This window comes from Paracoccus sp. S4493, assembly GCF_000967735.1.
In the GTDB taxonomy this organism is placed as follows: Bacteria; Pseudomonadota; Alphaproteobacteria; order Rhodobacterales; family Rhodobacteraceae; genus Paracoccus; species Paracoccus marcusii.
In genome coordinates, this window is sequence record NZ_JXYF01000462.1 from 1 (window position 1) to 13,445 (window position 13,445).

Here is a 13,445-nt window from a genome sequence, read left to right on the forward strand (position 1 = left end):
TCAGAGCTTAAAAAGCGCCAGATCCCGTCCAAGGAAGGGGGAGCACCTCAACTAGTTGGAACTGAGAGTGAAAAAAAGGGTGCTTCCCGTTGTCTGTCTGCGTGACAGAAGCGACGGCTATCTGGTGCACAATAGTCCTATGAAGGGCAGTGAGGCTTCCCCTGCTTATGATATTCTAAGTCCCTAGTAATCGGATTTATGCATCGGGAACCGTTTGGCGCAGCTGCGGATTGGCATCGTTCATCACAGCGCCGACCTTTGCCATGCAGTACGTCATCTACGATCCACACCGCCGCGGCTTCTGGAAAAGTCCCACGAAGGTAGTGCCGACCCCGGACAAGGCAAAGGTATGGGGTCAGCTTTCAGCCGCTATCGCACAGGCATCAATTGCCAATCGCAGCCGCAATGTGCCGGATCACCAAGTGCCGAGCCTACACCATTGCGATCTGCCAAACTTCGTGGTTCGCGGGTATGACGACTATTGGATGTGTATGGAGACCCATAGTGCGCCTCCACATCACTTTCTGAGCTGAGGCTAGCGCAATGCCTCCCCCCTACCCTTCCCATCACACATGACTAATTCTACTGGATTTCAGATAATTCCCATCTGAGCGGCCCGTGCGACTGCACTGACGGAATTTGGTGCCCGGAGTTTGACTTGCGCCGTAGATAGTCGCTGTCTCAATGCCGACCGGCTGATGTTCAACGTCTCAGCGGCGTCATCTTGGTTGGCACCACCCTTGATCGAGGCCAAAGCGTCGATCTCGCCTTGGGTCAGCCCGATAGTTTTCCAATAGCTTGTGAAAAGGTTTGCCCACGCCTTCACGCGGCCCATGAGCAGTTCCATTTCTCCGTCAGTCAGCTCTCGGTCATTTCGGGCGATGGATAGGAATGACCGTTTGCCTTTCACCACTTCGACAAATGTAGCTCCGTAGACAAGACCATGGGTGGCTGCGTCAGCCATCACGCCTCGTAGATCGGGAAGGCTGGACTCCGACCAGCGGATCATTCCTGTGCGGGCCATGGTCCAAACGGTCATGGGATCGCCGAAAAAGTAGTTCTCCTGTTCGTACTTTTTTGTCCAGGCATCAGGATAGCGGTTGAGGCAGAAATCAGGTTTTCCAAATTTCAGGCCAAGGCCGAGGATGAAACCTCCGTTGCCGATCCGTTCGAGGACAGCAAGTTCATCTTCATGATTCGGGATCACGAGTTCAATCATTTCAAGCCTGTCAAGAAAAAAATGCGTTTTGCACTAATCAACTGACCAAAAGGACATGTTAGTGTCAATGGTTAATTTCCCGCCGTAAGTGATGTTCAAGCAAATCGGCGAAATGCCATGGGAGGGACAGATGACCGACTTAACCGCCAAGGTGCGCCCGAGGGGCGTGGTTATCTCCGCCGAGGCAAACTTCACCGTCGATATGGCCCAAAACCTGCTGTCGATGTTTGACCATATGCAGGAAGGCCAAGAGATCACCGTGAAGTTTTCGAACAAGGGCGTGTGGGCCGTCACACCCGAAGGCATCCGCCTATTCATCGGCTCAACGGAAGTTTTCGAGGTAGGTACCAATGGTCAAGATGCAGCCAAGCCGCATGTTCAGTGACGCATCACGCGACGGCTATCAGGTCGAGGTTATCCGTTGCCCGGAGGACCTGGACAGGTGGCACCTGGTCAACGAATACCTGAAGCTGCGTAAGCAGATTTTCGTAGATCGTTTGGAATGGCCGCTGTTCCATGCTGAAGATCTTGAGTTCGAACAGTACGACTCCTTCAATACGATCTATGTTGTTGCAACGTTGAACGGCCTTGTAGTCGGAGGGGCACGGCTTCGCCGTACTGACCAGATTAGCGGGACCGGACAAATCCAATATAGCTATATGATCCGCGACGCCTGCTTGGGCGTGCTGCCCGGTTTGCCGCAGGAGCTGTGCCACGCGATCCCGCCGATGAATGAGAAAGTCTGGGAGATTACCCGCATGGTAGTCACCGGGTCGCGCGACGTGTCCAGGATGATCCTTGCTAAGATCAACACGTTCTTGGGCGAGGAAGGCGCTGAGACGGTCCTGTTCCTTGGATCGCCCGCATTTCAGCGAATGGCAAACTCGCTGTCGTGGCCCGTCAAGCAACTGGGCCCCGTCGCCAGCAACTCCGAAGGATCGTTCCAAGTCTTTGAGTGCCCGGTGCGCGAACTGACCTAAACAATTCAACAATGTTAAACAAACAATTCATTTATTGTTGACGTCTGTTGAATGGTTTGGTACTCAGATGGTGATCTAGTTAAAACCAGCTAGTGCGAGCAACCCAACATAGTGCAGTAAGGCACCTGTCGATGAGCAGGAGCCACCAATGAGTCTAGTCATACCGCCAGTGATACTCAGCGAGGAAGTTACGCAAGTCGTAGACGAGGGCGGATCGGTAATCGTCATATGCCAAGAAAGCGTTTCCAAGAAGGGAACAGCGGTAGTTGGCAAGTGGATATACGAGGTCTTATCGGCCGACAAAAAATCCCGCCGGTTATTGGTCTATAAAGTCAGAAACAAACCAGAAACATCGCTCACTGTGTCGGGCGTTGCGTCAAAACTTATGCTCTGGGGTTTCCCCGGATTGATAATGCCAATGCAAAAGGGGCAGGCTTTTGAACTATTTAAAGATGGCCGCTATACGGCAGATTGGAGGTCCGACACTTAAGGCGAATGCGTCTCTTGGACAGGCCATTCTTCGTATGGCCTCAATTCCCTCTTTTAGCAGTACAGCCCCTAATGCCTGTCTGTTCCAGCCTGCGGCAAAAGAGACATTTTCCAAAGCGAGGACGGACCAGCACCGCCCTAATCGCGCCATTGGTGTCCTTGTATCGTCGATAATCCTCTCTCATGCTTTCAGCGCCTCTGCCGACGTGTTGGTTATAGGCGAGGGCGGCTTTGTAAACTATGACCAGGGCAACGGCCTCGTTGTCTTCGGTCAAAAGCCTTTGGAACCTGTTGCGGATGTTCCGGCTGAAAGCATGTCTTTCGTCGCCCCCCGCGTTCTCCTCCCACGGGCAGACATTCTTGATGCCATTCACCAGACTGGTTTTAAGTACGCTAGTGATCGGGCAGTAGCTCAAGCGGGATTGTCGGCAACCGAATGGGTTGCGTTGTTCCGCTCAAACATTCAAATTGAAAGTGCGTTCAATCCTAATGCCCGTTCTCATGTCGGGGCAATTGGGCTGGGCCAGCTCATGCCGGGAACTGCCGCAGATTTGGGCGTTGATCCCCACGATATACACCAGAATTTGGACGGATCGGCACGCTATCTATTAGCGATGCTCCGCCAATTCGGCTCCAGCGAACTTGCACTAGCTGCATATAACGCGGGTCCGGATGCAGTCGAACGGCATGGGGGTATCCCGCCGTATCGAGAAACACAGGGTCACGTGCGCAAAGTGATGGCTGTGTTTAACGAAACCCTCCCCTAATTAGGAGAAGCTAACTATGAACCGGAATTTAATCGCACTGGCTGCGGTTACGGCTGTGCTATGGTCGCAACCTGCCTTTGCTCAAGAGATTGATTTAAGTGCAGTCGATTCACTGCTCAACTCGATCCTCACTGCGCTTACCGGTGTGACAGGTCGAACTGTCATGACAATCGTTGCGGTATTCGTCCTTATCGGCGGCGCGTTCAATTTCATTGATTGGGGGCGTGTTTTCACCCTGCTCCTTATCATCGTCGTGATCGGCGTTGTTCCGACTGTGATTCAGTCGATCTGGGGCGGCACCGCATAATGATGGAACGGACCCCCTTTTATATTGCGCTGACGCAATCTTCAAAGCTGTTCGGATTACCCTATGGCTTCGCGTTACCTTTTATGGGGGGGACCGTTCTCCCGCTAATTTGGTCTGTGAGCGTATTCACAATCGTTTGGTGCATTCTTGTTTACGGGCTTTGCCGTTGGGCAGCGGAGAAGGATGAAAAAGTGGTCGATGTTCTTTTGATCGGATCGCGTGTCGTTCCGGGAACCAGAACCCGCAAGATGTTCGGGGGTGACAGCTATGGCGCTTGATCTATCTGCGATTGCCGCAAATATCGTTGCCCAACGAAACCTGATTAAAAATGGCTTCATGCACGTCCCCTACGTGACGTTGGTGAATGACCATACGGTTCGTCTCCGCGACAACTCGTTTATGACCTGCATTCGTGTCGAGGGGCTGAATGCAGCTACGACACCGGATAAAGATCTGGACAGCATGAAGCGGGCCTTCGCCGGTGTCCTGGCGCAAATGGGCCCGAATTTCACGGTTTATACTCACAAAATTAGCCGTAAGGTTGATCTGACCGAGGGTCTTGAACCCCTCAAGGGCAATGATTTTTCCTCTGCTGTAGACAAGCGGTGGCGGGATGGTCTGGCGTCTAGCGAGCTGCGCGATAGCAGGCTTACCATTTCGATTGTCCGGACAGGTCGTCTCAAGAAAACGGCTGGCCTGTTTAGCCGTGCCAGCAGCCTTATCGAAGGTGCTGGCGATGCAAAAGATTTGGAGCTTCTTGAAGAAGTATGCCGGTTCATGCGGTCGGCTATCGGCGGCAACGCGACCCGTATTCTGACTGCCTCGTCCGGGGAACTGCTTGGCTTCCTGGGGTCGGTCCAGACTGCGGATGAACGCCCCATCTATCCAAGCGGCGCACTGACAGTCGTTGCCGACGATGTGCTGTCTGATCGTGTCACGTTCACCAAAGACGGCTTCGAGCTGACCGATGGTTCTTTGGGTGATCGGTATGGACAAATCCGTGCGCTTAAAACCTATCCGCCTCAATCATGGGTCACGATCTTCGATGATTTCGCACTGCCGTGCGATTACGTCATCAGCCAAAGCTTCTCGCCTATGGGTAACAATGCTGCGGCAGACCTGATCGAGCGCAAGCGGCGGATCATGTCGTCTACGGCAGACGTTCGGGCCAATGCCAGTGAAGCCCTCGGCGCATTGCATGAAAGCGTCTTGGTTCAGGACGTCTCTTTAGGTCATCATCAGCTATCAATTTCCATCGTGGATCGCAGCGAGGCGCGCGTTCGCGAAGTAATGTCCGAACTGGAAGGCGTTGCAACCAATGCGGGGGCAAGGCTGGTCAAGGATAGCTTTGTCAAACGCGCCCACTATTTCGCTCAGTTTCCGGGAAACATGGTGGCTCGGTCCCGGCTGAACGTCATCACAAATGTTCATTTTGCCGACTACTCGTCCCTTCATCGGACGCCGCTCGGAAAAACCGGCGATGTGCTTCCGTGGAAAACACCCGTAGCCGTCTTTCCGACTGCGCATGGGTCGTCCTATAGGTTCAGCTTCCATCGGCGCGGATCGGGCCAAGGTGAGCCGCCTGCAGGTCATACGCTCGTCCTGGGGGAAACCGGCTCCGGTAAAACCGTTCTGGCATCCTTCCTCTTGTCGCAAGCGCAACGCGCCGACACGCGGATTTTTGTTTTCGATTATCGCCACGGCCTTGAAATGGTCACGCGGGCGATGGGGGGCAGATATTCGACCATCGAAAGCGGTATGCCGACTGGCCTGAACCCGCTGTGGGTCGAAACTGACGAAGAAGGAACGGCATGGCTGACTGATTGGCTGGCTAATATCCTGTCGCCGAATGAAGAACTGTCGTCCCTTCAAACCCGCGCAATCCTCGAAAACGTCCGCCGCAATGCTGCCGCCGCCCCTTCGTTGCGGAAATGGGACATTTTCGCAAAGCAGTTTGCCTCCACTGATGATGACGGGCACGTGCAAGCCCGCGTTGCGGAATGGGCAAAGGGTGGCCGGTTCGGTTGGGTGTTCGGTGAAACCCTTGAGGATACATTTTCGCTGGATGGGAATGTCGTCGGCTTCGATCTCACGCAGATCTTGGATGCGCAGTCTGACCGTGAGCGTACCGCTGTCCTGAGCTATATCTTCCGCAGGATCGAACGCCAGATGCGCGACCGTACTCGCACAATCGTTCTCATTGATGAAGCGTGGAAGGCAATCGACAACCCCTATTTTGCAACGGTGATCGAGGGGTGGCTTGCCACGCTTCGCAAGCAGAATGCGGTTGTCGTCATGCTGACTCAGAACGCATCGCAGTTGGCGCGTTCTAAGGTCGGTGATCGCGTCTTCTCATTCTTCCCAACGCAAATTCTGTTTCCTGATGGGAAGTCTTCTTACGAGGATTATCAGGCTTTGCGGCTCAATGCTGCTGAGCTGGATATTGTCACATCGCGTTCCGCCGGGCGTAATTTCCTGCTCCGCGATGATGAAAACTCGGTCGTCCTCGATGCCGACCTGTCGTCCCTTGGCGACTACCTTCACATCCTCGGCGGTGGCTCGGCCGGACTTTCGGTAGCAGGCCCAGACTTCCGTGAAACCCCTGATTTTTGGAGAAAAGCGAAATGATGAAATCCGTGTTTTTGGTCGTCGGTATTCTGACTATCGCTGGCTGCACTTCGACGCAGGAGCGTGAAGCGCGGTGCAAGTGCTTCACAAGCAGCGGTGCCCCTAGCGGAAGGTGCGACTTTCAACCGCTGCCTGGGCAAACGGCGGTGTTCTCTTTTGCTGCCACGTCGCCGGATGCAGCAACCAACGCCCAAACGCGGGCGATGGCTGAAGGTATCAAAGAGGAGCTGTGCGGTGACCAGGCGCATTAAATCCCCTGCATGCGGGATCGGTGCGGCAATCGTAGCTGTCCTGCTTGGATCGTCCGCCATGGCTCAGGGTGTCCCTGTTGTCGATGGGCAGAGCTTTGCAGAGCGCCTGCGCGGGTATCTTCATCTTGAACATGATGAAGATACCCAAGTCGAAAAAGCGACTAACCGCGCTGAAATTCGGGACTTCGAAAATCAGCAGCTCGAAAGCCTCGACCGCATGATTGAGGCGTTTAGCTCGGTGTCCACTTTCCAGACCACGTTCATGGGCGGGAACTCGGACATGGCAGGTGTTGAAGAAGTCTATGGACCTCTTGCGAACCCTGCGGGCCGCTTTGTTTTTGGTGATGCGCGAGAGAACATTGAAGAAATCATCATTCGCGGATCGCAGGATACCTACAACCTCCCCGGTGTTGCCGCTGCGGGTCTAACCCCCCTGCAATGGCGGTGTCTGATGCAAGCCCTGATATGGCAGGAAAGCCGTTTTCAGGTAGGTGCAAGATCGCCTGCCGCTGCTTTCGGACTGACCCAAATCATCCCCGGCACTGCCCGCGATTTGGGTATCTATCCTGCCTATTACGACGATCCGTACATTCAGGTCGTTGGTGGGGGTCGGTATCTTGCGGCGCAGCTCCAACGCTTCGATGGCAATATCATCTTCGCATTGGGTGCCTACAACGCTGGCCCAGGACGGATCGAAGAATACGGAGGCGTCCCGCCTTTCGCAGAGACACAGCACTATGTTCAAGTGATCCCTGAAAAATATAATAGCTACTTGCGCACTATTGGCGGTGTCGAGGCTCAAGGCACAATTGATCCCGCTCTATATGCGGTTTCTGGCGCAAGTCTCATGTCTGCCGGGTCTTTGCATCATGCAGAGTATTCGATGAACAACGCGCAGATGGCGCTAATCCGCATTCGCAATCTCGTTGCGCAAATCAGAAACACGACCGACCCAAAAGACGCCTACGATTTGAATACGATGATGCGGGCTGAACTTACCCTAATTCTCAATGCACGGATCGAAAACAAAGCTGCTCGAACGCAATCCGAATATGCCCAACAGGCATCGCGCCTCGCTCAGCAAAGAGAAGCCATGTCCTTCTTTGATTTCACCCAACCTGACCTCTGATTGGATAGCGTGATGAATACGATGAAACTCCTGAAAGCGGCATTTACCTCGGCATCGCTGTCTTTGGTCTTTATTCCCGGCATCGGCGCTTTCACACCCACGGTCGCCAATGCGCAGGGTGTTCCTGTTATCGACTCGCGCAATCTGTTGCAGCAGTTGGAAACGTTCCAACAAATGCTTGTGGATATGGGTTTGCAGGAAGAACAAATCGCCATGCTCGTTGAGCAGATCGAGCTGATGGATCAGCATTTGTCGAAACTGGGTGACATTGAAAACCTTCTCAGCAACCCAACGGATATTCTTGAACTTGCCTTGGGCACTGACCTGGACGGCATTCTCGAAGGCGAATTTGACGCGGATATGCTCGGCACACTCATGCAGGGTGCAAGAGGCGACTGGTCTGGTCTACAAGGTGCGGGCGCAGAGGCGTTTCAGGAGCGCGTAGCGGCGGCACTATCTGGCGGCGGCACCTCGCAAGAGCAAATTACGGCAATGGCAACCTCGGGTGTCCCTGAGGCTGAACGCAACGCGGCTGCAACGACGACAGGGGCCGCTACATCGGCGGCAGCAGAAGTCGCCTACGCCGAGGCCGGACAGTCCGTCCAGCGCGTCGGTGTTCTCGTCGCAGAAATTCAGAACCTGGACAGCCTCAAGGCTTCGGTCGATCACAACACCCGCGTCACCGCTGAACTGGCAATCGCCATGGCAGCGATGTGGCAGCTTGAATCAGTCCAGACCATGAATGTCGGAATGACCGGGGTGCTGGATGCAGCAACGCTTGCCGACATTGAAAAATTCACCGACTTCACACAACCGGATTTCGACTAATGGCCGATAACGATAAAAGCATCCTTGAGGCAGAAGTCATCTACGGCGCAATGCAGCGCGAAAGACTGTGGAAGATCGCTTTCGCAGGAATGACCGCCGCCGCCATTGTTTCCGTCTGTTCTTCGGCTGCGGTCATGATCTGGCATCAGCCCCCCGCGCCAATCGTCGTACCGTTTGATCCTGAAACTGGAATGGCGGTGCCCAATGCAGCGATCGGGTCCGTCAGCCTCAATGAACGTTCTGCGGTCGTACAGTCGCTCGTCTATCAGTACGTGATCGACCGCGAGTCCTATAACCAGATCGACAACGATGTTCGGATCAATCGTGCGCTTTCGAGGACATTGGGCGCGGCGCGGACTGGTCTGGTCGAACTCTGGGATTCTGGCAGTGACCGCTATCTGCCGACCCGGTACGGCGACAGAACGCAGGTCGATGTGGTCGTAACCGGCATCAACCTTCTTGGCGATGATCGTGTCCAGGTTCGTATGCGAAAGCGGCTGACGAACCCTGATGGGTCCAACACAGGCAATTTCACAGCAGTCATCGGCTTCGACTTCGCAACTGAGCAGGAAAAGACACTCGAAGCCGTATGGCAAAATCCATTGGGCTTCACGGTGACCGACTACCAGCTTTATCAGGACAGGAGAGATTGATGCGTACCGGGATACTTTGCTGCGCGCTGATTGCCTGCCTTGGTACGGCAGCTTTCGGTGAAGCCACGCCGCCGCGTGGGTCTCATGATGGACGTGTCCGCGTCACACCGCACGTCGATGGTCAGGTCTATTCCATCAACGTGACCCTGACCCGTGCCACCACGGTCGAGTTTGAGGAAGGGGAACGGATCGTGTCGATTGTGGCAGGTGATACGTCTGCGTTCCAGTTTCAGTCGATACCGGGGGACCGGGTTTTCGCGATTAAGCCAACGGCAAGTGATGTTGAAACCAACGTGACGGTCTACACGGATCGGCGGAGTTACTATTTCAGCGTCAAAGAGACTGCCACCCCGTTCTATGTTGTCCGCTTCTCCTATCCTGCACGGGCACGTCAGCAGGCCGGGACGACGCCGGTTCGGACAGCCGCGAATACCAACTATGGCGTCAGCGCCAGCAGCGAAATCACCCCAACCGCAATCTGGGATGATGGTGCATTCACGTATTTCAGATTCCGAGAAAATTCGCCTGTTCCCGCTGTCTTCAAGGTGACGGGCGGGCGTGAGCGCAGCGTCAACTCTCAAAGCATGGATGGCCGGATTGTTCGCGTCAGCGGCACATCGCAGCAATGGGCACTGCGCCTCGGCAATCAGGAAATCTGCATCGTGGAGCTTTTCCAATGACCGATGAAAGCAACGATCTGCGCAGCAGAATGGCCGAAATCGAAGGTAAAGGCGCGACCGCGCCCTCCGATAAGCCTGCCGAACCTGAAGCTAAGGATGAAGGCAATCTACGCAGCAGGATGGCTGACATCGAAGGTAAGGCAACATCATCCGGAAGGCGAGGATCGGCCGCAAAGTCTGCCGGACTGGCTGCGGCGGCGTTGGTTTTGGGCATTGGTGGATATGCTGTCTATAATTCCGTCTCCCCACCGTCACAGCCAGCCTTCGCGATCCCTACGAGCAATGTTCAGGAATTTCCTGAGGACAGATCGGCATCTGACAGTCTTGGACTGCCAGATGCACCCGACCCGATTTTCATTGATCGACCTGTCGTTACGACACAGACGGACAGCGCGACGCTGGCCCGTCTGGCCGACCTGGAGACAGAGCTGGCGGCGGCTCGGGCTTTGGTTGCTGAGCGAGAAAATGAAACGGAGCAAGAAAGGGTTCTTCGTGAAGAACTCGAACGTGAGCGGGACCGGTTCGCGTCCGACATTGCGACCCTCCGCAGCACGGCTGAGAATGACCAGGAACGCGCCCGTGCCATTGAGGAACAGCTTCAAGCCTCATTGGCCGGGATGCGCGAGCAAATTGCCGCGAACCAACGCGACCTGGCTGCTGCGCAGACCAAGGCACAGCAAGATCTTCTGGAGCAGTCGGAGAACTTTCAGCAGCAGCTAAACGAGGCGCGGGCAGTTGACCCCTTGGAGCAAGAGCGCCTTCGAGCTGAAACCCTGCGGCTTGAGGAGGAGGCGCGTGAGCGCGACAGACAGGCGCAGCTAGAGCTAGACAACCGGGCACGGCTTGAGGAACTTCGGGCTGAACGGGCAGCGTTGGAGCGCGAGCGCGCGCAATCGGCCCTTGTGGCCGTGAACAACAGCGGCGCGTCGGAAGCCGGCGCGGCTGAGGGCCGTCAACTTAGCGCAAACGAGTCCTTCGTTCAGCGGATTGTCGAACCGGTCCCGGTAGCGCGGGCAACACAGATTACAGCGCCACAAGCCACAGTCCCGCAAGGTACGATTATTCAGGCGTCTCTTGAAACGGCAGTGGACAGCACCCTGCCCGGACCAATCCGGGGTGTGGTGTCCGAGGACGTTCACAGCATGGATGGATCGGCGGTCCTTATACCGGGCGGATCAAAGGTCTTTGGCGAGTACAGCAGCGGCATCGAGCTAGGGCAGGAACGCATTCTGATCGTGTGGACGCGGATTCTTACGCCTAGCAACCGTTCGGTCAACATTGCCTCCTACGGCGCCGACCAGTTGGGCCGGAGCGGTACGGGCGGTGCAGTTGATACACGTTTCGGAAAACGCTTTGGCGGCGCCGCTGCGATCTCGATTATCGGGGCAGGTCCAGCGATTGCCGCTAACAAACTAGAGGACGATGACGTTTCCACGGTGGTTCAAGGCGTGGGCGACGATTTCTCGTCTGCAACGGACACGGCAATCGGATCGTACATCAATCTGCCGCCGACCATCCATGTTCGCCAAGGGACATCGGTAACGATCATCGTTGATCGCGATTTGGAGATCTTCTGATGGATGAAAGCTATGTCGATAAGGCATTCGGTCGGCTGCGTGATCTTCTGAACGACGATCTTGTTGAAGTTTGCGTAAATCCTGACGGTCAGGTTTGGTATGAGAACCGTGGGGATGCCTCGATGAAGCTGTCCCCCATCAAACTGTCAAATGAAGAAGTCAGGGATGCTGGGATGCAGATTGCAGCCGAAGGCGATATTCGCATCTCTGAAAAGCATCCCGTGGGCAGTGTTTCGATCAACTACCGCGATTGGCTTATCCGGGCGCAGATGATCCAGCACCCCGTTGTTCGCGGCGGGGACGCACTGGCGATGCGTTTCTTCAAATCGGATACTGAAATGTTTGAGCCTGCCTATCTTGGCGACGGGCCGGAAAGCGCAAGTGCGGCAAGGCGAGAGCTGACAAACCGTGTCTGGGGCCTGGCCGAAGGCAACTTGATCGACGCGCTGACAATGTGCGTCAGGGAAAAGCTGAATGTTGTTGTCAGCGGCGGGACCAGCTCGGGGAAAACGTCGATAGCACGCTGGCTCGTGGGCCAAGTCGATAACAGCGAACGCATCCTCACTATCGAGGACGTGCCTGACCTGATGCCACGCCAGCCCAACAAGGTGATGATGGTATCAAACCGCAACGATCCCTTCCGTAGTCCTGACGTGCTACTTCAGTCGTCATTGAGAATGCGACCTGACCGGATCATCCTATCCGAAGTCACAGGGGCTGATGCCTATACATTCCTGAAAGCGATCAACACGGGGCATGGCGGCTCGATCACGACCATACATGCTGAAACGGCGGAGCTAGCTGTGGAGCGCATGGCGCAGACAGCGTTGGAGGCCGATGGAAAGATGACCTATCAGGACATGATTTCCTATGTGGTACGCTCTATCGACGTGGTTATTCATGTCGGAAAGCGCGACGGAAAGCGCGGTGTGCTAGAGGTATTCCTGCCAAGCCGATACGACGCGCAAACGGAGACGGTCGATGAATCATGACAACGTTGTTGGGCTTTCCCTAGCTCTTACTATCGCCCTCGCGGGCCATCCCGCGGTCGCCCAGACCAATGAAGGCGCGGGGACTGACGCGAGCGTGGAAAGCGCGCACGTTGACCCAGAATTGCGTGATCGTAAGCGATGCCTGAACCACCCTGGCCGTCCGCAATGGATGATTGACCAGCCACTCGGATTTGAGTGGCGGCTTGAACTCGGCCGGGAATTTCGCAGTGCTGAAAGAGCAAGGGCAGTCTCATCGAATGAGACATGCTCTTGCGATCAGCTCTATCCTGACTGGAACGAGTCCCGGCCACTAGTTGAGGCGATCTGGGCAGAGGTCAGCCCCGACTCTAAATTTGTGTGGGGTGAGGCTGAACGCGGCAGGTTTGAGGCTGCGCGAGACAAACTGGCCGATTATAGCAGACCGTTACTGCCTATGGTCACAAGGCTATGCGCAAGCGTGGAGTAAGATCATGGGATTCATCGAGCGAACCTACTTGAACACCATGGAATTGTTGGCGTCACTGGGCCAATCGCAATTCGAAGCGGTCGCATCAGAAATTGCCGGGACAGCTCAGTTGGTTTCGGCTCTTATCGCGGTTCTGGTTCTTCTGAACATGGCTCTGCAAGTCAGACATATTGAAGGGGGTATATGTCGGATATGGACGCAGATGTCAAGAGGTATGCCTATAGTGAGGACGCCCTGAATGAATTGGAAGCGACGCTTTCAGCTGACCGCTTCGCTACTTACCTTATAGCTGCAGGTGGCAACCGTGAGGAAGCCGCTCGCCTTTACACTTGGAATACGGCTGTGAGTGCTGCGTTCTATGGACCATTGCAAGCACTTGAAGTTGCAGTTCGAAATTCAATGAGCAAAGAACTTTTTAATGTCTATGGCGCCGCTTGGTATGACAATCCAGCTGCTGGCTTAGCATACATTCCCCAAGT

11 protein-coding genes and 2 pseudogenes are annotated in these 13,445 nt (G+C 55.1%); 12 read left to right on the top strand and 1 reads right to left on the bottom strand.

What is annotated here, in order from left to right; all coding sequences use genetic code 11:
• Window positions 1–592 precede the first annotated feature (592 nt).
• Window positions 593–1,219 carry an autoinducer binding domain-containing protein gene (locus TW83_RS18420; RefSeq protein WP_052714978.1) on the bottom strand — a complete coding sequence of 209 codons (627 nt, stop codon included), beginning with the start codon at window positions 1,217–1,219 and terminating at the stop codon, window positions 593–595.
• Window positions 1,220–1,349: 130 nt separating this feature from the next.
• Here TW83_RS18420 and TW83_RS18425 point away from each other — a divergent pair, with 130 nt between their 5' ends.
• The 12 genes and pseudogenes from TW83_RS18425 to TW83_RS20980 form a co-directional block, all read left to right on the top strand.
• Window positions 1,350–1,604, top strand: a complete 255-nt coding sequence (locus TW83_RS18425) for a hypothetical protein (protein WP_148923758.1) — start codon at window positions 1,350–1,352, stop codon at window positions 1,602–1,604.
• Window positions 1,570–2,199 carry an acyl-homoserine-lactone synthase gene (locus tag TW83_RS19525; RefSeq protein WP_084697704.1) on the top strand — a complete coding sequence of 210 codons (630 nt, stop codon included), beginning with the start codon at window positions 1,570–1,572 and terminating at the stop codon, window positions 2,197–2,199. The genes TW83_RS18425 and TW83_RS19525 overlap by 35 nt, the downstream gene beginning before the upstream one ends.
• A gap of 830 nt (window positions 2,200–3,029) precedes the next feature.
• Window positions 3,030–3,455: pseudogene (locus TW83_RS20250) on the top strand (lytic transglycosylase domain-containing protein); the annotation flags it as partial.
• Window positions 3,456–3,471: 16 nt separating this feature from the next.
• Window positions 3,472–3,762 (top strand): TrbC/VirB2 family protein, encoded by a 291-nt coding sequence (locus TW83_RS20255; protein WP_084697705.1) that lies wholly within the window; start codon window positions 3,472–3,474, stop codon window positions 3,760–3,762.
• Window positions 3,763–4,029: 267 nt separating this feature from the next.
• Window positions 4,030–6,390: a DUF87 domain-containing protein gene (locus TW83_RS18435; RefSeq protein WP_052714980.1), complete on the top strand. Its 2,361-nt coding sequence runs from the start codon at window positions 4,030–4,032 to the stop codon at window positions 6,388–6,390.
• A gap of 234 nt (window positions 6,391–6,624) precedes the next feature.
• Window positions 6,625–7,770 (top strand): lytic transglycosylase domain-containing protein, encoded by a 1,146-nt coding sequence (locus tag TW83_RS18440; RefSeq protein WP_052714981.1) that lies wholly within the window; start codon window positions 6,625–6,627, stop codon window positions 7,768–7,770.
• A 12-nt stretch (window positions 7,771–7,782) separates the two neighbouring features.
• Window positions 7,783–8,598, top strand: a complete 816-nt coding sequence (locus tag TW83_RS18445) for a type IV secretion system protein (protein WP_045984248.1) — start codon at window positions 7,783–7,785, stop codon at window positions 8,596–8,598.
• A complete protein-coding gene (locus TW83_RS18450; RefSeq protein WP_045984241.1) occupies window positions 8,598–9,251 on the top strand; it encodes a type IV secretion system protein in 654 nt (217 codons plus the stop codon). Before TW83_RS18445 ends, TW83_RS18450 begins: the two co-directional genes overlap by 1 nt.
• On the top strand, window positions 9,251–9,931 hold the full coding sequence (locus TW83_RS18455) for a TrbG/VirB9 family P-type conjugative transfer protein (RefSeq protein ID WP_045984242.1): 681 nt from the start codon (window positions 9,251–9,253) through the stop codon (window positions 9,929–9,931). Before TW83_RS18450 ends, TW83_RS18455 begins: the two co-directional genes overlap by 1 nt.
• Entirely contained in the window at window positions 9,928–11,508 is a 1,581-nt protein-coding gene (locus TW83_RS20265) for a TrbI/VirB10 family protein (protein WP_162198089.1), read from the top strand. Before TW83_RS18455 ends, TW83_RS20265 begins: the two co-directional genes overlap by 4 nt.
• On the top strand, window positions 11,508–12,500 hold the full coding sequence (locus TW83_RS18465) for an ATPase, T2SS/T4P/T4SS family (RefSeq protein WP_045984243.1): 993 nt from the start codon (window positions 11,508–11,510) through the stop codon (window positions 12,498–12,500). Before TW83_RS20265 ends, TW83_RS18465 begins: the two co-directional genes overlap by 1 nt.
• Window positions 12,501–13,149: 649 nt before the next feature.
• Window positions 13,150–13,445, top strand: a pseudogene (locus tag TW83_RS20980) (hypothetical protein); the annotation flags it as partial.